The organism is Paenibacillus sp. M-152 (assembly GCF_003856555.1).
Classification (GTDB): domain Bacteria; phylum Bacillota; class Bacilli; order Paenibacillales; family Paenibacillaceae; genus Paenibacillus; species Paenibacillus polymyxa_C.
Window position 1 is genome coordinate 2,362,084 of record NZ_CP034141.1, and the last position, 22,691, is coordinate 2,384,774.

General features: G+C 45.8%; 18 protein-coding genes. 15 read left to right on the forward strand and 3 right to left on the reverse strand.

Annotated features, from left to right (window positions below; translation table 11 throughout):
* Positions 1-24 precede the first annotated feature (24 nt).
* Positions 25-1,169 (forward strand): IS3 family transposase gene (locus tag EGM68_RS10895; RefSeq protein WP_090735917.1). Its coding sequence is split into 2 segments (ribosomal slippage): positions 25-298 and positions 298-1,169, totalling 1,146 coding nucleotides; the frame shifts between segments, so codons are not numbered across the junction.
* A 95-nt stretch (positions 1,170-1,264) separates the two neighbouring features.
* Here the strand turns inward: EGM68_RS10895 and poxB are convergent.
* Positions 1,265-2,989 carry a ubiquinone-dependent pyruvate dehydrogenase gene (gene poxB, locus EGM68_RS10900; protein WP_129549141.1) on the reverse strand — a complete coding sequence of 575 codons (1,725 nt, stop codon included), beginning with the start codon at positions 2,987-2,989 and terminating at the stop codon, positions 1,265-1,267.
* 314 nt (positions 2,990-3,303) lie between these two features.
* Here poxB and EGM68_RS10905 point away from each other — a divergent pair, with 314 nt between their 5' ends.
* From EGM68_RS10905 to EGM68_RS10920, 4 genes are all read left to right on the forward strand, one after another.
* Entirely contained in the window at positions 3,304-4,797 is a 1,494-nt protein-coding gene (locus EGM68_RS10905; protein ID WP_129549142.1) for a tagaturonate reductase, read from the forward strand.
* Between the two features lie 17 nt (positions 4,798-4,814).
* Positions 4,815-6,314, forward strand: coding sequence for a UxaA family hydrolase (locus tag EGM68_RS10910; protein WP_064963274.1), 1,500 nt, complete (start codon positions 4,815-4,817; stop codon positions 6,312-6,314).
* Positions 6,315-6,437: 123 nt separating this feature from the next.
* The gene (locus EGM68_RS10915) at positions 6,438-6,884 is read left to right on the forward strand and encodes a GNAT family N-acetyltransferase (RefSeq protein WP_129549143.1); all 447 of its coding nucleotides are present in this window, start codon (positions 6,438-6,440) and stop codon (positions 6,882-6,884) included.
* Positions 6,885-7,061: 177 nt separating this feature from the next.
* Positions 7,062-7,919 carry a DNA-binding protein gene (locus EGM68_RS10920; protein ID WP_129549144.1) on the forward strand — a complete coding sequence of 286 codons (858 nt, stop codon included), beginning with the start codon at positions 7,062-7,064 and terminating at the stop codon, positions 7,917-7,919.
* Between the two features lie 167 nt (positions 7,920-8,086).
* Here the strand turns inward: EGM68_RS10920 and EGM68_RS10925 are convergent, their stop codons facing one another.
* Positions 8,087-8,977 (reverse strand): hypothetical protein, encoded by an 891-nt coding sequence (locus tag EGM68_RS10925; protein ID WP_129549145.1) that lies wholly within the window; start codon positions 8,975-8,977, stop codon positions 8,087-8,089.
* A 254-nt stretch (positions 8,978-9,231) separates the two neighbouring features.
* Between EGM68_RS10925 and EGM68_RS10930 the strand changes: the two genes are divergently transcribed.
* From EGM68_RS10930 to EGM68_RS10955, 6 genes are all read left to right on the forward strand, one after another.
* Positions 9,232-10,230 carry an ABC transporter permease gene (locus tag EGM68_RS10930; RefSeq protein ID WP_129549146.1) on the forward strand — a complete coding sequence of 333 codons (999 nt, stop codon included), beginning with the start codon at positions 9,232-9,234 and terminating at the stop codon, positions 10,228-10,230.
* A 14-nt stretch (positions 10,231-10,244) separates the two neighbouring features.
* Positions 10,245-11,132 carry a carbohydrate ABC transporter permease gene (locus EGM68_RS10935; RefSeq protein WP_013370871.1) on the forward strand — a complete coding sequence of 296 codons (888 nt, stop codon included), beginning with the start codon at positions 10,245-10,247 and terminating at the stop codon, positions 11,130-11,132.
* 26 nt (positions 11,133-11,158) lie between these two features.
* Positions 11,159-12,805: a type 2 periplasmic-binding domain-containing protein gene (locus tag EGM68_RS10940; RefSeq protein WP_049825505.1), complete on the forward strand. Its 1,647-nt coding sequence runs from the start codon at positions 11,159-11,161 to the stop codon at positions 12,803-12,805.
* 44 nt (positions 12,806-12,849) lie between these two features.
* Complete coding sequence (locus tag EGM68_RS10945; protein WP_129549147.1) at positions 12,850-14,811, forward strand: sensor histidine kinase; 1,962 nt, start codon at positions 12,850-12,852, stop codon at positions 14,809-14,811.
* Complete coding sequence (locus EGM68_RS10950) at positions 14,783-15,583, forward strand: response regulator transcription factor (RefSeq protein WP_129549148.1); 801 nt, start codon at positions 14,783-14,785, stop codon at positions 15,581-15,583. Before EGM68_RS10945 ends, EGM68_RS10950 begins: the two co-directional genes overlap by 29 nt.
* 130 nt (positions 15,584-15,713) lie before the next feature.
* Entirely contained in the window at positions 15,714-16,526 is an 813-nt protein-coding gene (locus EGM68_RS10955; protein ID WP_129549149.1) for a DUF3891 family protein, read from the forward strand.
* Positions 16,527-16,655: 129 nt separating this feature from the next.
* Here the strand turns inward: EGM68_RS10955 and EGM68_RS25700 are convergent, their stop codons facing one another.
* Positions 16,656-16,793 carry a hypothetical protein gene (locus tag EGM68_RS25700; RefSeq protein ID WP_013370876.1) on the reverse strand — a complete coding sequence of 46 codons (138 nt, stop codon included), beginning with the start codon at positions 16,791-16,793 and terminating at the stop codon, positions 16,656-16,658.
* A 255-nt stretch (positions 16,794-17,048) separates the two neighbouring features.
* Between EGM68_RS25700 and EGM68_RS10960 the strand changes: the two genes are divergently transcribed.
* The 4 genes from EGM68_RS10960 to EGM68_RS10975 all read left to right on the forward strand — a co-directional run bounded on the left by EGM68_RS10960 (position 17,049) and on the right by EGM68_RS10975 (position 22,563).
* Positions 17,049-18,194, forward strand: coding sequence for a glucose-1-phosphate adenylyltransferase (locus EGM68_RS10960; RefSeq protein WP_025679046.1), 1,146 nt, complete (start codon positions 17,049-17,051; stop codon positions 18,192-18,194).
* 23 nt (positions 18,195-18,217) lie between these two features.
* Positions 18,218-19,321, forward strand: coding sequence for a glucose-1-phosphate adenylyltransferase subunit GlgD (gene glgD, locus EGM68_RS10965; RefSeq protein ID WP_129549150.1), 1,104 nt, complete (start codon positions 18,218-18,220; stop codon positions 19,319-19,321).
* 46 nt (positions 19,322-19,367) lie between these two features.
* On the forward strand, positions 19,368-21,821 hold the full coding sequence (locus EGM68_RS10970) for a glycogen/starch/alpha-glucan phosphorylase (RefSeq protein WP_129549151.1): 2,454 nt from the start codon (positions 19,368-19,370) through the stop codon (positions 21,819-21,821).
* 133 nt (positions 21,822-21,954) lie between these two features.
* Complete coding sequence (locus EGM68_RS10975) at positions 21,955-22,563, forward strand: DUF2062 domain-containing protein (protein WP_013370880.1); 609 nt, start codon at positions 21,955-21,957, stop codon at positions 22,561-22,563.
* Positions 22,564-22,691 lie beyond the last annotated feature (128 nt).

Here is a 22,691-nt window from a genome sequence, read left to right on the forward strand (position 1 = left end):
GACAACCTTGGAGGTGTTTTTTCGTTGGCAACAAGAGTCAGTTATCCATTAGAAGTTAAAATGAAGGCGATTGAAATGAGAATTGCTGGTATACCGGTCAAAGAAATCATGGAGCAATTAAACATACGAAACAAGACACAAGTGGAAACTTGGATGAGATGGTACCGTAATGGCGAGCAGAACCGTTTAGAGCAGCCTGTAGGTAAACAATACAGCTACGGTAAAGGGCCCGAATACACTTCGGAATTAGAGAAGGTCCAGGCTGAGAACAGGTTTTTGAGACAACAACTAGAGTTGCTAAAAAAGTACAGCGTACTGGAGAGGAGGTATCGTCAAAGATCGTAATGGAGTGGATAGAGTCGATCCGAGGGGAAGTGAGTGTGAAGCAAGCTTGTGCATGGATAGGAATCCCTCGCGCCACGTACTATCGCTGGAAGGCGGAGTATGCGAGCAAACTTGAGGATCACTTGGTAGAGAAAATCCGCGAACTCTGTATCCAGCATAAATATCGTTATGGATACCGGAAAATCACCGCCTTGCTTCGGAGGGAGTATATGGTAAACCACAAACGCGTGCAACGGATTATGCAGCGTGAAGGGCTGCAATGTCGTGTCAAAGCGAAGAAACGGAAACCTACTGGGCAACCCATTCATATCGCGGAGCATCTGCTAAAGCGACAGTTTGAAGCAGATACGCCTATGCAAAAACTTGTAACGGACATTACGTATTTGCCATTTGGAGGAAGAATGTTGTATCTGTCGAGTATTTTAGACTTGTTTAACGGAGAGATTGTGGCATACAGTATAGCTGACAAGCAGGATACCGCATTTGTGCTCGATACCCTTCGTCAGTTGCCATCTCTACCAGGTGCAATACTTCATAGCGATCAAGGCAGCGTCTACACATCCTTGGCCTACCAGGAAGCTGTAAAAGGAAAAGGCATTACCATGAGCATGTCCCGTAAGGGAACGCCTGCTGATAATGCCCCCATCGAATCGTTTCATTCCACACTAAAGTCTGAAACGTTCTACCTCGAAGGTTTAACCTGTACGACGACGGCAATCGTCGAGCAGACCGTTCGAGAGTACATCCTTTACTATAACTCAATTCGCATTCAAACAAAACTAAACAACCAGTCGCCGGTTCATTTCCGACAACTGGCTGCTTAAACTTGGAAGGTGTTTTGATCCCTGTCTCACAAACGGGGGTCAGTCCCCTGTTCCTGCCTCTTTTTTGTTAAAATGAGCACTGCTTCGTCATGTATTTAACGAAAGAGATTGGTTTTAGCCAGTTCAACAATCTCGTCTCCGCGTCCGTTCAGCACGGCTTTCATCATCCACAGTGTAAAGCCCTCTGCTTGCTTAAGATTAATTTTAGGTGGCATGGACAGCTCCTGACGGTTCACCACCACATCTACCACAACAGGGCCGTCATGAGCCAATGCTTGCTGAATGGCATCCTCCAGCATCGTAGGATCTTCAACCCGAATGCCCTTGAGTCCCATGGCTTGCGCTACAGCACCAAAATCAGGGTTAACCAGTTCAGTCCCGTTTTCCAGAAATCCGGCTGCTTTCATTTCCAACTCGACAAAGCCAAGAGCGCCATTGTTGAAAACAATAACTTTTACAGGCAATTGATGCTGTTTTAGGGTGAGCAGGTCGCCCATCAGCATCGTAAGTCCTCCATCGCCTGAGAGGGCAATCACCTGTCGGTCAGGCTCAGTGGCCTGCGCACCGATTGCCTGCGGCAGTGCATTTGCCATCGTACCATGATTGAAGGAACCGAGAAGTCTGCGCTGACCGTTCATTTGTAAATAACGCGCTGCCCATACTGTGGGAGTACCGACATCACAAGTGAAAATAACATTTTCCTCGGCGGTATCACTGATAACTTTGGCGAGATATTGCGGATGGATCGGCATATGACCTGGCTTACCAACCGCCAGATCGTCCAGCTCCTGGCGTACCTTGGCATAATGAGAGACGGTTTTTTCCAAATGCCTGGAATCATGCTCTGACGTTAAATGAGGAAGCAGCATTTCCAACGTTGCTTTTACATCTCCGCATAAACCATACGTCAACGGAGTGCGTCTGCCGAGATGGGACGGCTCTATTTCTACCTGTAGGACAATCGCATCTTCAGGATAAAATTGTCTATAAGGAAAGTCTGTTCCAAGCATGAGCAGAACGTCACAATCCATCAAGGCATGGTACCCGGAAGAATACCCGATCAGTCCCGTCAATCCAGCATAATAAGGGTTGTCATATTCCAGATATTCCTTGCCTCGCAGAGCGGATACCATGGGAGATTTTAGCTTGTCACACAGCTGCATAAGCAAGTCGTGAGATTGAGCACATCCAGCGCCACATAGCAGCGTAATTCGTTTACCGTTATTCAAATATTCGGCCAGCCGGGAAATTTCAGAAGCGGACGGATGGACGACAGGTGCTGTGGGGTGATAGACATGTTCAGGGGTGGGCACCTTTTCCGCTTCCAAAGCTGCTACATCACCGGGAAGAACAATGACGGAAACACCTGAACGTGAAACTGCCTCCTGAATAGCCATGGTCACTGTTCTTGGAATTTGACGCGGTGTCGTAATTACCTCACAAAAGTGACTGCATTCTCCAAAAAGATGCTCGGGGTGCGTAGCCTGAAAATATTCACTTCCGATTTCATCACTTGGAATATGAGCCGCAATAGCGAGTACAGGCACCCGATTACGGTGGCAATCATATAAACCGTTAATCAGATGCAGATTTCCGGGGCCGCTACTACCGGCACATACGGCAATACTGCCACTAAGATTAGCATCTGCTCCGGCTGCAAAGGCAGCCACTTCTTCGTGCCTTACATGAATCCATTCAATTTGACCATTGCTGCGAATGGAATCAACCATATTATTTAATGAATCTCCAACGATGCCATAGATCCGCTTGACCCCTGCATTGACCAAAACTTGTACAATAGTATCTGCGATTGTCTTCATAGATGCTCCTCCTGCCTAGTAAGTAGTGTTATCCTACCCGTGCTTTCTTGCGTCTATTCTGCTGAAATGTATATATGAACAAGGTCTCGGGAGAGGGTAATAGTTAGCCTTAACCGCCTTGGAACAGGTGCGAAACAACACATGAAGGACAATATACTTGCAGATTTTTATATAAACGTGTATGTTAACGTGTTCATACTATTGTCATTATTATTTTTTAAAACTAAAAATATTGATAAAACTATTTTGTTAACGTGTGCATTATGATAAAATAACGATGAAATCATTATGGTACTAGTGGGAGGCTACTCCGGATGAAACAAGTAGATGAATTAGACCAATTAAACAGAAAAAGCTTTATCGTTACAGAACCGCATCCCGAGAGGGTACTACAATTCGGGGAAGGGAACTTCCTGCGTGCTTTTGTAGACTGGCAATTTGACAAAATGAATAAGCTGGCAGAATGGAATACAGGGGTTGTGATTGTACAACCGCAGCCAGGAGGTCTTGTGGAGAAACTTAACGTGCAGGATGGTCTTTATACGGTTATCCTTGAAGGAATTAAGGATGGGCAGGCCATGAAGGAGCATACCGTTGTGGAGTGTGTCACCCGTGGAATTAATCCTTACGGTCCCGAATTTTTGGAGTATGAAGCGTTATCCCAAAAGCCAGAACTGCGCTTTATTGTTTCGAACACGACGGAAGCAGGAATCGCTTATGCACCTGAGGATCAATTGGAAGATCGCCCGCAAAAAAGCTTTCCAGGCAAGCTGACCGCCTTTCTGTACAAGCGCTTTCATTTTTTTGAGGGCGATCAAAGCAAGGGACTGGTCATTATTCCGTGCGAACTCATCGACCGTAATGGAGACGCTCTCAAGGAAATCGTGCTGAAATATGCGAACCAATGGGAGCTTGGGGCTGAGTTTATTGCATGGATAGAGGAAGCAAATACGTTCTGCAACAGTTTGGTGGATCGGATTGTACCTGGTTATCCCAAAGACCGGATTCATGAAATCCAAGCGGAATTGGGTTACAAGGACGATTTGGTTGTTGTGGGCGAACAGTATCATTTATGGGTTATTGAAGGGCCACAGTGGCTTAAAGAAGAATTACCTGCTTATTTGGCCGGATTGAATGTACTGATTGTCGATGATATGGCACCATATCGTACACGAAAGGTGCGCATTTTGAATGGGGCACATACGGCGCTTACACCTGTAGCCTATTTATATGGCCTGGATACGGTAGGGCAAGCGGTCGAGCATGATGTTATGGGCGAATATATCCAGTCGTTGATTCGAGAGGAAATTATTCCGACACTGGACTCGCCAGCAGCGGAATTGAATGTATATGCCGACGATGTGATTGAACGGTTCCGTAATCCCTATGTAAGTCATTATGTCATGAGCATCGCATTGAATTCGGTGTCCAAGTTCAAGACACGGAACTTGCCATCCTTGCTCCAGTATGTGGCACAGCACAAGGCGTTGCCTGCCAAAATCGTATTTTCGCTGGCGTCCTTACTCGTATTCTACCGGGGAGACAGAAATGGCGAGTCGATTGCATTGGCAGACGAAGCGGAAGTATTGAGCACATTTGGCGAACTGTGGAGTACGTATGACGGAACTCTCGCCGGAGCGAAGCAATTGACTGAGCAGGTACTCAGCAAACAGACATGGTGGGGGCAAGATCTGAATCAGGTCGAAGGGCTGGCTGAACAAACAGCGCAGCACGTGTATGAAATTACAAGCAGAGGAATGAAGGAGACGCTCGATTCTCTAACCGGGAACAGCGTACCCGGAGCATAAGCAAGGAGGAGACTGGAATGCTGGAATTCATTCAAATTCATAATCAAGATAACGTGGCTGTCGCTTTGCGTGATTACAAGCAGGGAGAAACGCTGGCATGGGGAGCACAAAAAGAACAATGCGTGGAGCTGGCCGAGGATGTAGCGCGTGGGCACAAAATTGCGCTACAGGACATACCTGAAGGTGGGCATGTCCTGAAATACGGATATCCCATCGGTCATGCCATTCAGCCCATTCAGGCAGGTCAGCATGTGCATACGCATAATACGAAAACGAATCTGACAGGTGTGGAGGAATATACTTATAAGCCTAAGCCAGCTCCTCATATATATGAACAGGAGAGTCGGACGTTCCAAGGATTTCGGCGAAAGGACGGTCGTGTAGGGATTCGCAATGAGTTGTGGATTGTGCCGACGGTCGGCTGTGTGAATGGAATTGCCGAACTCATTTTAAATCGTTTTAAGCAGGAAGTGGGAGATATCTCACCTTTTGAAAATGCACTTGTGCTCAAGCATAACTATGGATGCTCTCAATTGGGCGACGACCATGCACATACGCGCACGATTTTGATTGATGCCGTGAAACACGCAAACGCGGGTGGCGTTCTGGTACTTGGTTTGGGCTGTGAGAACAATGAAATGAAAGAATTCAAAGAAGCCATCGGTGAATACGACTCGGAGCGGGTGAAGTTTTTGCTTTCCCAGGAGGTGTCGGATGAAGTGGAGGAAGGGGTAAAGCTGCTCCATGAAATATTTGCGGCCGTGCAAGAAGATCGACGGGAGCCTGTACCTTTGTCTGAGCTGAACATCGGCTTGAAATGCGGTGGATCTGACGGCCTGTCGGGTATTACTGCCAATCCACTGCTTGGGCGTCTGTCGGATTATATGGCAGCACAGGGTGGAACGACCGTACTGACGGAGGTGCCCGAAATGTTCGGCGCGGAGACGATTTTAATGGAACGCGCTGCCGATGAGCAAGTATTTGATAAGATCGTACATTTGATTAACGATTTTAAACAATATTTTCTGGATTATAAGCAGCCAGTATACGAAAATCCGTCACCAGGCAATAAAGCAGGGGGCATCACGACACTGGAGGATAAATCACTGGGCTGTACGCAAAAATCCGGGTCTTCCACGGTCACCGATGTCATTCAGTACGGGGAGCGTCTCAAGACCAAGGGACTTAATCTGCTCAGTGCGCCGGGGAATGATCTGGTTGCTTCTTCAGCTCTTGCTGCAGCGGGCTGTCAGCTCGTCATATTCACAACCGGGCGTGGCACGCCTTTTGGCTCCTTCGTTCCGACGATGAAGGTGTCGACCAACTCGCCGTTATATAAGGCTAAACCTCACTGGATTGACTATAACGCTGGTTCACTGGTGGAGGATGTCAGTATGGAAGAGGCGCTACGCAACTTTGTCGATTACATTATCGATGTAGCCAGCGGAACCTGGGTGAATAATGAGAAAAACAATTTCAGGGAGCTTGCTATTTTCAAAAATGGCGTTACGTTGTAAAGGGGTTGTAACCTAAAGGAGGCGGATGGATCCGCTTCCTTTTTTGTGTTTGAATACTTCTAAATACGCTGTTAAACTTACTGCAAATATGCTATATGGATATTCGCATAAGGGGGAAATACAGTGCAACATAAAATTATTGCTTATCAGGAAGAAAATCATGATCAACTCGTAGATATTTGGCATCGGGCAGTACGCCAAACGCACACATTTTTGTCTGAAGAAGACATTCAATTTTACCATCACATCATAAGTAACGGCGCTTTAAGAGAACTTGAAGTTTGGATGGAGTGTACGGTACTTCAGGAGCCGATAGGGTTTATCGGGCTGGACAGGCAGAAAATAGAAATGCTATTTGTCGACCCTGAATGGCACGGACAGGGCACAGGCAGCCGACTCATCCAGCATGCTGAAAAAATAAAAGGGACGCACCTCAAAGTGGATGTGAATGAGCAAAACAAGAAGGCGCATGCTTTCTACAGACATTACGGCTTTGTACCAACAGGACGATCTGCGCTGGATGGATCAGGCCGGGCATTCCCTTTGCTTCATATGGAACTGAACAAATGAATGCTTTATAGGCATCCACATTTTGAAAATTGGAATATATTATAATTTCCTTGCCACATGTCTGATTTTATGATATAACTTAATTACGTAATAAATACGTAATTAAGTTATTTTTAGTTGGAATATAGATCATGTTTTGTTTGATGAGTACAAAAGTCGGACAAGGAGGTGGGGAGGGTGGATGATCTTGTTCACTCCGACATCACAGATCTAGACACACTTGTTAACATGATTAAGCTGTCCTTTTCATTTATGGATGGTACCAATATGATCGCTTTATGCGATCAGCTGTATTCCCATGTCAACCAGAAGTATCAGGAGTTGCAGCTCTACAAAGCGTGCAAGAAACCTATACAACCCATACATACCAAACGGCCGTTAGTCTACTACTACGGCTACAGTCATCTTATGAAAGGCACGGCCTTCCAAAAACAAGGCAAGTATGAGGCCGCTCGAGATTGCATTGAAAAATATGCAGAGTTGGGCTGGTTTAATGGTCTCGATCCGTATGGAGAAGCAGAAGTGGAATATTATCGCCATGCTGCAAGAGCCAATTTATATGCTCTTGATATTTTATCGGGTCGTTCCGAGGTATTGCAGGAATACGTTCAATTTCTTCGTGACAATCCAGAAGAACTGTTACCGGGGCTTCTTTCCATTGTTGAGGGAGCAGCCAGACACGACTATCCTTTGGAGCGTGTGCTTGAATCATTTGCCGAACAAATTGAAGATTTCAAATATTTTGAAGAGCCTGTGAATGTATCCTATTATTTTCGCTTCTGCTATCAGCTGGCTCTTTATTATATAAAGCTGCGACAGTTTACGGTTGCGTTGGGCTATATTCTGCAATCTCTCAAGCTGTCCGATACCCTAGGTATGGAACATGAGCATGAGTTTAGAAAATGTACTGCTATATTTGAGATTTTCAGATCCCAAGCTACAGCAACACAGCAAGACCAATATATAACGATTCTAAAAGGAGTGTTAAAGGATGAAAAAATTGATTTCACGGCCGCTATCGCTCAGTCTGTTTAGTTTGCTGGTGTTTGTTACTAGTCATGATCTCATCACTGTGTTTTATCATGGAGCCAATCATTAATAAGGGAAAATGGTAGAAAATTAGTTGTTTTAATTAACCCAATAGCAAGTAAGCTCATTAAGATCAGGGCTTGCTTGCTATTGGTTTTTTTTGCGAGGAATATTTAGGCAGTGGTAGGCTTGTGCAACAAACTTTGTTCTAATGGATGCAATGAAATCCTTGTCTGTTGGTAAACGGGGAATGTTTCTTCCGTACTGTATGATCCAATCTTTAACGCTGCGTCCAGTGCCCGTAGCAAGGAGCCCACGAATTGCTCTGGCGAAAAGTAAATACTTTTCCCGACCATATGAATGTGAAGCTCGTTATGGTCACGGTTGCTTACAGACAGCAATAAACCTTGACCCTGAAAACCCGTACCGATTGCACGTATTTTGTTTATACTCGATAGCAGCATTTCCGTTTTCAGCGCACGTCCTTGTTCCTCTACAAACACAGATATCAGCCGTTTGTCTGTAACGATAACAATTTGGTTGCCCTGAAACGTATGGCTAAGGTGCAGGAAATCTTTATACACTCCAATAGTCTGTTCATGCGGAGAAACAATCCCCATTCGTACAAACTCATCCAACTCTGTGACGTTAGGCTCCTGATGATTTTTAATTCGTTTTTTGATACTGAACTGAATGGTCAAGATCCCCAAGATAGCTATAAGAAAAGCACTAGGACGGACGTGATATACAAAGAACATCAGGACGATAAAGGCGCCGAGTATCCATTGTCCCCAAGTCAAATAACGCAGCTTTTGCTGTGCAGTACGGCGATAATAACCGTATCCCTTTCCCGGTTGATATTCTTTATTAAACTTCGTCATACCACGCATCATGGTTAATCCATAGATTGATAAGACTGTCATTGCGAGTCCCAGGAGCGCCATAAACCATTCCTCAGCTGCAATGCCAACTAAAGTACACAGGCCAAACATGATGAGTCCTGCCCAGCAGGCAAACCTTTTTATCCGAACCTGTTTCTGAATCGAACGAACCAATTCTTCCATTCTTAGTCCTCCTGATCTAGGTCATAGGTAATGATTGGAATTCCATATAGTCTTATCGTACCATCTGATAGTCTTTTTTGTAAATTAATAGATATAGAAAATCCAAAGTCTGGAAGGAACTTTTTACGTATTGTCCTATCTCCACCTGAACTTTAGACACCAAAATCAAAAAATCAAGTACTACTCATTAGAAGCAAAAGCCCCTAAAATAATAAATGTAAGTGCTTACATTATAGAGAAGGGAGGTCTTCTGTATGAGTACAGGATGGAAAAATCCACAACCACAACCACAACCACAACCACAACCACAACCACAACCACAGCCATCGGTTCGATCGGGGAGATGGACGTCACTAGCCCGCAGATGGGGGGGGCAAAAACATTTGCAGACCATGGCACTACTTGGAGTGGTATGGATGATTATTTTCCATTACATTCCGATGTACGGCATTTTGATTGCTTTCAAACATTTTGACATTATTGGTACTATATCAAGCGCACCATGGGCGGGGTTAGAGCATTTTCGTGCCTTCTTGGAGGATGATAACTTCTGGTATATTGTCAAAAATACACTGGGCATTAGCCTGCTTAAGCTGGCGATCGGGTTCCCGTTACCTATTGTATTTGCTCTGTTTCTGAATGAAATCCGGTCTACGCGGTTCAAAAAATCCATTCAGACCATTTCGTATCTTCCTCACTTTCTATCATGGGTCATTCTTGGCGGGATTTTAACCACGTGGCTGGCAGATACCGGATTGATCAATCAACTGTTACTAGCTTGGGGCTGGATCGACCAGCCGATTAGTTATTTAGCGGAGCCGGGCTATTTTTGGACTATCGTCGTCAGCTCGGATATTTGGAAGGAGCTTGGATGGTCAGCCATTATTTATTTGGCAGCAATGGCGGGCGTATCTACGGACATGTACGAAGCGGCCACCATTGATGGAGCAGGACGGTTTCAGAAAATGTGGTATGTCACACTTCCTGCGATCAAGGGCACAATATCCATTTTGTTTATTCTAGCGGTCAGCGGCATATTGAACTCTAACTTTGATCAAATTCTTGTCCTGCGTAACTCGCTGAATGAAAGTGCAAGTAATGTAGTTGATATTTATGTATATCAAGTGGGCATTCAGCAGGGACGTTTTTCGTATTCTACTGCGGTAGGATTGCTGAAATCGGTTCTTGCTCTCATTTTGCTGCTGATAGCCAATTCTGTAACCAAACGGATGAATAATACCTCTCTATTTTGAAGGAGGACGGATGTATGCAGCTATTGCGACGCAGAACAGCAGGCGAAGCGATATTCGATTTATTTAACAACGTTTTTATGCTGGTCATTTGTTTTGTAACGTTATATCCCGTGTGGTATGTGCTGGTGAACTCCTTTAACGAAGGGGCAGACGCAATGCGAGGCGGCATTTACTGGTGGCCGAGACTCTTTAGTCTCAGCAGCTATCAGGCTGTATTTGCCAACAGCGGCATTATGACTGCGATGGGAGTAACGGTCGCCAAGACGCTAATCGGCACGATTGTGCATGTGTTTTTTACCGCCATGATTGCATATGCATATTCCCGTAGAGAGCTGATCGGGCGCAAGCTGTATATGCTGATCGGCACCATTACCCTGTTTTTTGGTGGGGGCTTGATTCCAACGTATTTGCTGATTCGTGATCTCGGGCTACTGGACAGCTTTTGGGTGTACATTATTCCTGCGATGTTCAGCTTTTTCGACCTTATTATTTTTATGGCTTTTTTTCGGGAACTGCCGGATGCACTGGAGGAAGCGGCGAAAATAGACGGAGCCAACGATTTCGGCATCTTTTGCCGGATTGTGCTTCCTGTATCCATGCCAGTAGTAGCGACAATTGCCTTGTTTCATGGGGTGTACCAGTGGAACGATTATTTTACAGGAATGATCTATATCAATAATACGGATCTTCAGCCGATTCAGACGTATTTGTACCGGGTTGTTGCCCAATCCAGCTCTAATCAAATGATGTCTGCCGCACCCGGGATTGTCGCCCAGTCCGTTACTTCACAATCGATCAAGCTGGCGACGATGGTCATAACGACTTTGCCGATTGTGCTGGTATACCCATTCCTGCAAAAATATTTTGTCAAAGGGCTAATGATTGGCTCGGTTAAGGGCTAGCACATCATCTAAGGGGGAGATTTATGATGAACATTCGTAAATGGCAAAAGGGGCTGTTGGCTGTTGTTCTGCTGGTAGGACCGCTCGTGGGATGTACGTCCGGTGGCAATGGCGCTGCCACGGAATTGAAAGATGAGAAGACAAAGGCTACGGCAGATGCGCCGGGCTGGAAGGCGGATACAGAGCCGATAACGTTTGACTGGTATTTGAATTTTTCCTGGTTCCCGAACAAGTGGGGGACGGATATGACTTCGAAGTATGTGACGCAAAAGACTGGAGTCAGTGTTAATTTTATCGTACCCGCAGGAAATGAAAATGAAAAACTGAATACCATGCTCGCCTCGGGCAAACTGCCTGATTTTGTCACGCTCAGTTGGGGAGAAGATGCAATCAAAAAAATGATCGAGGGCAAGATGGTGCTCCCACTTAACAAGTTGGCCGAGAAATATGATCCATATCTGATTAAAGTGGCAGACCCAGCTAAAATGTCATGGTATCGTCAAACAGACGGAAATGTATATGGGTATCCTAACGCGTCCTCTTCACCGCAGGATTACCAAAAATACGGCCAAAATTTTGTCTCCAATCAAACGTTTATGGTTCGTAAGGATATGTACGAGGCGATTGGCAAGCCGGATATGAGAACACCGGAAGGATTTTTGAAAGCGCTTCAAAAGGCGAAAGAGAAATTTCCGGAGGTGAACGGTCAGCCGCTGATCCCGATAGGGTTCCACGAATTTACGGATAACGGAAATTATTCTTTTGAAGACTATTTACTTAACTTTCTTGCCATTCCTCACGAGAAGGGCGGAAAACTGTATGACCGTCGTTCGGACGAAGAGTACATTCGCTGGCTCAAAACATTCCGCCAAGCCAATGAGCAGGGCCTGATCGCCAAGGACGTATTTATCGACAAACGTCCGCAAATGGAAGAAAAGGTGGCACAGGGACGGTATTTTGCCATGCTATATCAGCGGTCTGATTTTGCTACACAACAGGTGACATTGCATGCGAAAGATCCCAACTCCGTCTACATTGCAGTGGATGGACCTTCCAACAGTAAGCTGGACCCGCCGACGCTGGCCGGGCCAGGCATTTCCGGATGGACAGTGACACTTATTTCGAAGGATGTGAAAGACAAGGAGCGGGCTATTGAATTTCTGACTTATCTGATTAGTGAGGAAGGGAACCGTGATCTGTATCTGGGGGAGCAGGGAAAGTTGTGGGACACAGTTAACGGTAAGCCAGCCTTCAAGCCAGAGGTACTGGAGCTGCTGAACAAGGATCGCTCTGCTTTTGACAAAAAGTATGGCGCCTCCTCCACCTTCTGGATGCTGATGGATACAAATATGAGTTTGCAGTGGGCGCCGCCCAGCGTCGAGCCGTATAAGCAGCCGGAAGATTGGACGAAAGGCAAGACCCACAGCTTCTCCCAATATGAAAATATCAAACCGACCGGAACCTCGGCAGAAGGCATTGCGTCAGGCCAGATAGACAAAATTTGGGGCAAGGCATTACCGAAGCTGTTGCTGGCTTCCTCGGATGAGGAGTTCGATCAGCTGTTTGCCCGCTTTTTGGAAGACCGCAAAAAAGCAGGCTATGACAAGGTATTGGCTTATCAGCAAAAAGCCTATGAGGAAAACATCAAAAAAATGGAACAGTTCACGAAATGATCTCGTTCAATACTTTATTTATTGAATGCTAAGGATGTGATTTCATGTCAGGCCGTGTACGTTCACAGATGAAGAGCCTGCTGCGCCGTCACATATGGCAGTGGCTGACGGATACGGCCGATCAGCTAGGCGGTTGCTCTCTTCAAGTCAAGCTCATTGTCGCTTATATCGGAGTCATTTTAATCCCGGTTGTAGTGTTCTCACTTTATACCTTTCATCAATTGTACGAGAACACCATGCACGACATTACCGTACAAAATCAGTATGTACTCGATACAGAACTGGCCCAAATTCACAGTAATATGGAAATTATGGAGCGGACCGCACAGCTTGCGATTTCAGATCGCAACGTACTTCATTATCTAACCGAGGAACGTGAAATAAGCAGCGATGAGCTGGTTCAATTTAACTTAAATGTGTTTCCCAATTTACAGCACTTGCTCTACAGCAATCCCAACATTGAGAATATCCGGCTGTATACAAATAATCCCCAGGCCCATGAAATATGGCCCATGATTTTCAATGAATCACGCCTGCCTAAAACTTCCTGGCTGACAACAGCTCAACATCAGCAAGGAAGAATATGGTGGGATATATACAAGGGACCTAAGAGCTTATTGCAGGGGCAAGCAGGGCAGGAAAATGAAGCGGTACAGTATATGGCATTGCTGCGTGAAATTCAGGCAAGCGGAGGAAGACACGCAGGTTTGGTGGAAACCAATATGAGGCTAGAGCTCTTTTCGCCTAGAGTATTTGGTACCCCACCACGTGATTATGCATGGCAAATGTTCATTCTAAACGCCGAGGATTCCATTCCAAACGGTGGAAAATTAGTGTCTTCTGCCGATATAGCTACAGCTTCCATTCAACCTGATCCCATTCCGATCCCTCTGTCCCATGTGCACCATCTGTTACAGTCCCGCGTTCAGGGACAGGGTGGTGCTTTTGACTTTACCTATGGGAATAAGCCTTATCTTGGTTTGTACCGTTATATAGAAGGGCTGGATGCCTATCTGCTAAATATAGTGGCGCTGGATGGTCCGCTGAGTGACCTCCGTCACAAACGCAATGCCATGCTACTCATTATTTGTATATTGATATTGTTAATGTCCGTCATTTCTTATACTTTGCACGCTCTTATTCTCAAGCAGCTGCATACACTGCGTGAATCTATGAAAAGAGTACAGCAGGAGGGCGACTTTCAGCTTACAATCCCGGTATATGGGCGGGGAGAAGTCGCGGAGCTGGCTCTATATTTTCGCAGTTTGCTAAGTCGGATTAACGTGCTCATTGCTGAGGCTGTACAGAAGCAGGCCGCTGCTCAGGAGGCAGAATTGCAAGGACTCAAGCATCAGATTGATTCCCATTTTCTATATAATACATTGGAAAATTTAAAAATGATGGCGGAGATGGAACGACAATATCCGCTGTCAGATGCTCTCACTTCCCTGGGTTCGATGATGCGCTATAATCTTCAATGGTCCCGGCCGTGTGTTGCGTTGCGCGATGAAATTCGTCATATTCAGCATTATGTGGCCATTATGAACATTCGCCATGACAACCAAATTGGGCTGGACATCCGCCTGTCGTCAATGTTTATGGAACTGGAAATGCTGAAAATGTCGCTGCAGCCTATAGTCGAAAATGCAATAAAGCACGGTTGGAGTACATTGCGAAGACCATTCCTCATCACCATTGAAGCCTACTCCAAGCAGGATATCGTTGAATTGCGTATACAGGATAACGGAGTGGGGATATCTGAAGAAAGAAAGAATGCCATTATGGCTGGTCTGATGCATTCGGATATGGATTCCTACGAGCCCGGAATGCATGGAGGGATCGGCTTGTATAATGTGCATCGCCGTTTGAGTATGCAGTATGGCGTAGGTTATGGCATTAAACTGGACAGCATTCCCGGCCAATCGACGACAATAACCCTGATTTTGCCTAGACGTCATATCACGAGGGGGGAGGACCATGACGACCAAGCTGTTGATTGCGGATGACGAAAAGAACATTCGAATGGGGCTTCAAGCCATGATCGAACGGGAATATTCCGGTCTCTATGAATGCGTGCTGGTTAAGGACGGAAAGGAAGCCTGGCAGCATGTAATGGAGTTTTCACCCGAGTTGGTGATAACGGATATCCGTATGCCGGTTATGGATGGAATTATGCTGATGCAGCATATTCGCAAGCTAAAGCCAAGAGACAGACCTTTGGTGATCATTCTCAGTGGATATGACGAGTTCCAATATGCGCGCGAAGCGATTCGCTGCGGAGCACGGGAGTATTTGCTGAAGCCGATCGTGAGGGAGGAGCTGTTTGGTGCGCTAGCAGTTTTGAATGAAGAATTGCAGCAACGGAACTCTTTATTAAATGATCGTGATGATAGCGGGGAGATAGATAGACAGCCTGGCAGAACGGACGTTGCTAGTGCGATTGCTGATAGAAGCGGCAGCATGACGCGAGCAATCCAGTACATCCATGCTCATTTCAGCGAGGATTTGAACATGGCGGTAGTATCCAATTCAGTATCCTTGAATTATACGTATTTTAGTCAGGCATTCAAAGCCTATACAGGTCTTAGCTTTGTTCAATATTTAAAAAGGCTGCGCATTGCAGAAGCCAAAAAGCTGCTGGGGCGTCAAGAGGGCAAGATTTATGAAATTGCGGCTACTGTGGGCTTTGACAATGCCAAGCATTTTAACAAGGTGTTCCGTGAACTGGAAGGGATGTCTCCGCAGCAGTTTCGATTGAAGAATCTAGGGGGGAATTGAAAGTGAGGATGGAGAAAACTTCACTGCCTTTTTACCCTTATCCTGATATAATGAATGAAGGTAAACATAACCATGGCCTTCGATAGTTTGTACACATATCAGATAGACGCCTAACGGAAGGGGATAGCATATGGTTATTTATGAAACGGATCAAGCTTATATCATGACGACGCAACATGACCATGCCCGTATTTCAGGTGAGTTGGCTTCACAGTGGGAAGACAGTGCCTTTAAGAATAGACGCCATAAACAGGATTTTATATATGCAGCGAGGGAGCATGACCGGGGATGGATTAGGCTGGACGCTGCTCCTTTCTGGAATGATTATGTGTCAGCACCTTATACGTTTATCGATTTTCCGCTTAGTCCGCGTTTTGTTTTTTATCGTCTTGGGATTGATGAAGTCGAGCAAGAGAATGCGTATGCGGCGTTGCTGTGCAGCTTGATGTACAAGGAGCTCGTCGGACGGACCGAGCATGAAAAAGCTCAGGACAAGCAGATTACGCATGCTTATCAAGAGGCAGAGGAACAGCGTCGCCAGAGGCTCAGACAGGAGCTGACATGCGGCGTAACCTTCGAACATCAAGTGCGGACGGATGTACGGAGAATGTTGTTCTGCGACGAATTAAGTCTGTTTTTATGCAGCCGAGAGCCGGGTACCCCTACAGCAGATTATGAATGGTTTGCTGAAGGGTTGAGCTTCCCGGCTGTTCGTCATGAAAGCGAACGGGTTCGGGCTGAGTGGTTATCGGATCAGACGGTAGGTTTGTCCTTTTTTCCTTTCAAGGGCAATGTAGAGATTACTCATACCTTCAAGAAGGTGAGTAAAGAGAACATTCGTACCTCGGGTCTTCTAGAAGCGTACTGTTCCTCCGAATGCACGCATCGAACCTTTACCATTGAACATATCATGGAAGTAGAAGAACAGAAGGAGAATGCTTGACCGTCTAATCATTCAGCCTCGAACCGATGTGTTGTGCGTTGTTCGTGGTTGCAGAGCAGCGTCAAAGCAGAGCCTCCCTGAACAATTATTCAGAGAGGCTCGCGTGTTTCTTGCTTTAAAATTTAACGATTACGATTTTGCAGATGTTTTTGCACGGTTGACCATCGTCTGTACCTTATTCAATACCTTATCGCGTGCTCCTTTATTTTTCATCAGATACGTTACACCCATTCCCAATGCTGCTACTACCCATTTTTTATTCTTCATCAATAACGCCTCCTTATGATCATGTTGTCATACGCTAATGCCTAAAAAGCATCCAAAATGTGAAATGATGAGCGGGATTTTACGATTTAGTGATTCCTTGCACTTGTTCCGCATAACTATGATTTACCCTTTCCATCACATCTTACCCGTTCCCTTGGTAATGAAACGATTACGACTGTCTTTTCACGTTTAATGGATATTATCAAATATCCTGCCACAATTGCTTCAGACGCACATGACAGGGAGGTCTTTGTTATGAGAAAGAAGGAAGTGGTTGCCATGCTGCTCGCCGGCGGACAAGGCAAAAGACTCAAAGGACTGACCCGCACACTGGCCAAACCGGCAGTATTTTTTGGAGGAACTTATCGTATTATTGATTTCCCTCTCAGCAATTGCTCTCATTCGGGAATAGACACCGTGGGCGTATTGACCCAATATGAGCCGTTGGTGCTTCATTCCTATATCGGCGTAGGCAGCGACTGGGATTTGGATCGCCTGGATGGAGGAGTTTTCGTTTTACCACCACACGAGAAAGAAAATGGAAACAACTGGTACCGAGGTACGGCGGATGCGATTTATCGGAACCTGCATTTCTTGGACCAGTATGACCCGGAGCATGTGCTCATTTTGTCAGGGGATCACATTTATAAAATGGACTATAGTCGAATGCTCGACTACCACAAGGAAAAGGGAGCTGATTGCACCATTTCGGTCATCAATGTCCCCATTCAAGAGGCCCAACGGTTTGGGATACTGAACGCCGATGAGGACCTGAGAATATACGACTTTGAGGAAAAGCCTGAACAGCCGAAAAGCACATTGGCCTCTATGGGTATTTATTTATTCAAATGGGATGTGTTGCGTCACTACTTACTGGAAAGCGCAAGTGATTCTGAATCTTCACACGATTTTGGTAAAGACATCATTCCGCTATTGCTTCAGCATGGCCGGTCGCTGTATGCGTACCCGTTTGCTGGGTATTGGAAGGATGTAGGCACAATTCAGAGCTTGTGGGAATCTAATATGGATCTTCTGGTTCAGGACCCGCCGCTAGATCTGAATGACCCGTTCTGGCGCATCTATACCCGCAGCCCCAATCAGCCTGCCCAGTATATAACCCAACGGGCGATCCTGAAAAACAGCATCGTAAATGAAGGCTGCATGGTGGATGGAGAAGTAAGGCACTCCGTACTGTTTTATGGGGTTGAAGTCGGTGAAGGGAGCGTTATTACCGATTCTGTCATCATGCCGAATGTAAAAATCGGACGCAATGTACGTATTCACCGGGCTATTGTGAATGAGAACATGGTTATTGAAGACAACGCAGTCATTGGACCTGAAGATAGTCTGGATGAGATTATTTTGTTCGATCAGGAAAGCCAGCTTCATGCACGAATATAACTCGGATAAGGACGGTGTCCGCTATGAGCCGACTCATTGGAGTGATCAACCTGGATCACGAATTGGATCAATTGAAGGAGTTGACTTATTTTCGGTGCGGGGCCGCAGTACCCTTTGCTAGTCGATATAGGCTCATTGATTTCACCTTATCCAATATGATGCATGCAGGGGTGCATGATATTGCACTGTTTATCCGCCGCAAATACCGTTCGCTGCTGGATCATTTGGGTGAAGGTCGGCCATGGGATTTAGACCGCAGAAGAGGCGGGTTGTTTATTTTGCCACCGGACTGGAACGATCCGACGGACACATCACGTGGTGACTTGCAGCATGTGCACAACAATCTGGACTTTTTCCATCGCTCATTGGGGCAAACCATTGTTCATGCAGGAACTCAGCATATCAACAAGGTTGATATAGAGGATGTATACCGATATCATCTGGAGAAGAACGCGGATGTCACCCTCGTATACAAACCCATACACCAGCTCGAAACGGAGCATACACCGTGTGTACGGCTGGAGATTGATGAGAGCGGACGAGTGACCGGTATTCATCAGGAGCAGGATCATCATAATATTTATCTAGAAATGTTTGTGATGGACAAAAGCTTGTATCTGGATCAGGTAAAGCATTGCATTGCTCATCAGGATAGTCATTTCTTTCGCGATGCGATTCAGAAAAATCCAAGTGGCCTGCGCATCTACGCGTATTGCTATGATGGTTATCATGCAGTTATTAATTCCATTGAAAGCTACTATAAAAATAGCATGAAACTGCTGGATCAGGAGCAATATCAAGCTCTGTTCCAGAATCAGCCGGTGCATACCAAAATCAAGTATGAAGCCCCGACTCGTTATACGTACAGCGCCGAGGTGGATCATTCCCTTGTTGCCAATGGCTGCACCATTGGGGGAAAGGTCGAGAACAGCATTCTTTTTCGTGGCGTGCGGGTAGAGGAGGGCGCGCGGGTAAGCAACTCGATTATTATGCAAAAATGCGTCATCCGTAAAGGGGCAGTTGTGCAGAATGTGGTTTTGGATAAGGACGTGCAGCTTTCACCGGATCGAACTCTGATTGGCGACATTAGAGTTCCCTATGTGATTGCCAAGAATAGCGTGATTTAATAGATCATACTTAGCCATAAAAACGGAATTAACAGGAGGTACAACTTTGTTCAGCAATAAAGAAGCATTTAAGCAGGCTTTTCGAGAGCAACTGGTCGGAAGGCTGGGTAAATCGATGCAGGAGGCTCAGTCGGAAGACGTATATAAGGTTTTGGGTGGCATGATTCGTGAACAAGTCGGCAAGAATTGGGCCGAAACAAACCAAGCCTACAAAGAAGGACAAGAGAAGCAGGTTTATTATTTTTCACTGGAATTTTTAATAGGTCGTCTATTGGGCAATAATCTGCTGAATTTGGGCGTATTGGATATGGTTCGACAGGCATTAGGGGAATTGGGCTGGGATCTGGAGGAAATTGAAGCACAGGAAGCGGATGCTGGGCTAGGCAATGGTGGTCTTGGCCGTCTGGCGGCTTGTTTCATGGACTCATTAGCATCCCTTGGCTATGCAGGACATGGCTGCGGAATTCGATATAAATATGGTCTGTTTGAGCAGCGTATTGTGGACGGAAATCAGGTCGAACTACCGGATTACTGGCTACAGAAAGGGAATGTATGGGAGGAACGCCGTCCTGACAAAAAGGTCGAGGTTCATTTTTGGGGACGCGTGGAAACCCGTGAACAAGATGGACGTCTTGTGTTCGAGACACGGGATGCCGAAACAGTCTGGGCTGTCCCTTACGATATTCCGCTGGTCGGCTATGGTCATGCGCAGGTAAACACGCTGCGGATTTGGAGTGCGGAATCCGCGCTTGATCCCGTTCGAGGACCAATTCGAGGAGAGGGCGGTTATTACCGCTTTCTCGACTACAATCGATCAGTAGAATCCATCTCGGCCTTTCTCTATCCGGATGATTCCAATTATGAGGGCAAGCTGCTTCGCTTGAAGCAGCAGTATTTCCTCTGCTCGGCTGGATTACAGAGTATTTTGCGTACGTTTGAGAAGCTTCGTTTACCTTACAGCCAGTTGCCCGATAAAATAGCACTGCACATTAACGATACCCATCCGACGCTGGTTATACCGGAACTGATGCGTATTTTGATGGATGTGAAAGGCTTGGGGTGGGATGAAGCGTGGGATATTACGACACGGACCGTTTCATATACGAATCATACGATATTAAGTGAGGCGCTGGAACAATGGCCTGTCAACATGGTGAGGGAACTGCTGCCTCGAATTTACTTGATCATTGAAGAAATGAACAAACGTTATTGCGCTATGCTATTAGAGCGTTATCCGGGTCAGGATATCAAAATTGGTGAAATGGCGATTATTCATAATGAACAAATTCGCATGGCTCATTTGGCTATCGTCGGCAGTTATAGCGTTAACGGAGTGGCTGCATTGCATACGAAAATTTTGAAGGAACGAGAGATGAAATCATTTCATGAACTGTATCCTGACCGGTTTAATAATAAAACAAATGGGATTGCCCATCGCCGTTGGCTGATGCACGCCAACCCGGAGCTGGCAAGCTTGTATGATGAGACGCTCGGTGTACGCTGGAGAACCCATCCACGTGAGCTCATCGACCTGCTTCGTTACAGTGAGGATGAGGCGTTCCAAAAACGAATTCAGGCGATTAAGCAAAATAATAAGATCAGGCTTGCTGAGCATGTGTTTGCAAAACAGGGTGTACGACTGGATACATCCTCCATTTTTGATGTGCAGGTCAAACGGTTGCACGGATATAAGCGACAACTGCTCAATATTTTGCATGTGATGCATCTATACAACCAGCTCAAAACTAATCCTGCACTGGATGCGACGCCACGCACATTCATTTTTGGTGCGAAAGCAGCCCCCGGTTATTTTCTCGCCAAACAGACGATTAAGCTCATTAACAATGTGGCGGACACCATCAACCGGGATGTAGATGTCAAGGACAAGCTGAAAGTCGTTTTCCTTGAAAATTATTCGGTCTCGTTGGCGGAGCTGATTATTCCTGCGGCGGATGTCAGTGAACAGATTTCTACAGCAGGCAAGGAAGCATCTGGTACAGGCAACATGAAATTTATGATGAACGGCGCACTGACTCTGGGCACATTGGACGGTGCTAATGTTGAAATGCACGAAATGGTAGGCGATGCCAACATGTTCATTTTTGGATTGAAGGTAGATCAGATTGAGGACTATTATCAGAATGGACAGTATTCAGCACGCAAAACAGCCAACAGTGATGAAAGATTGCGTGAAGTGCTGGATCAACTGGTGAACGATGCTCCTTTTACGCGGCATGAACGGGAATTTGAGGCCATTTATCAATCCCTGATTGATCATAATGATGAATACTTTGTGCTTAAAGACTTTGCAGCTTATGTAGATGCGCAGGCTCATATTGAGCAGGTGTACCGCAATCCCTCGGAGTGGACACGACGTGCTATTGTAAATATCGCTCATTCCGGAAAATTCTCCAGTGATTGTACAATCCAGCAATACGCAACTGAGATTTGGGACCTTGTACCTTTATCCAGCGATGTCAATAAGCGAATTGTGTTCTAAAATAGCGAAACAGGCGGAATAGCATTGCTTTTCGAACGCTGAGGGTTATAATGACAGTATAGACTAAGTAAGGATGGGAGTTCTTTAACCTCATTCCTGAACTTGAATACGTACTGTTGAAGGAGTCCTCCTATTGATAAAGTTCAATCCGAAAAGGCTCAAACCTCATAAATCAAAGAAGAAATACAACGTGTTTCAAAATATATGGCGGGCAATTCGTCTGAATTTTATCAAGCTGTTGCGCGCCCCTGGAGGAGTTAAAAAGATCTCTTTGGGCTTCGCCATTGGCTTTGGTCTGGAAATGATCGTGATTTCCACGGCCTCTCTGGTATACCTCGTGTTTTATCCGATTGTTCGGTTGTCTGGTGGTTCGCTGCCTGCGGCCATTGTGGGAAACGTTGTAGGCAAGCTGACCTTTTTGCCGATTGTACTGATGCCATTCGCCAAGCAACTGGGAGCTTGGATTTATCCATCACATTATCCGGTGCATGTCAGGGGCGGTCGACTTCACGAGCATTCTTTTATGGAGCTTTTTCACGGCAACTGGTCTGTATTCAGAGACCTACTGCACGGAGGTCTCCACATCCTGATCGGCATGTCCATTTTCGGTATCGTGCTGGGTATAATCTCGTATTTTGTCATTCAGGTTTTGTATAACCGTTCGCTGCACAAACGGTTGGAAAAACGGAAGCTGCGTCATGGCGCAGGATTTTCGCCTACCCGATTGCTGAAGAATGGATAATTTAATGCAAAAGAAGAAGCTCCTTAAGCCTATCTTGTAGGCCTAAGGGGCTTCTTCTTTTGGATTTATGCAACTTTTTACTTTTGTGGCACGTCTAAGGATTATGTGTACTTGTATCCTATGAGTAT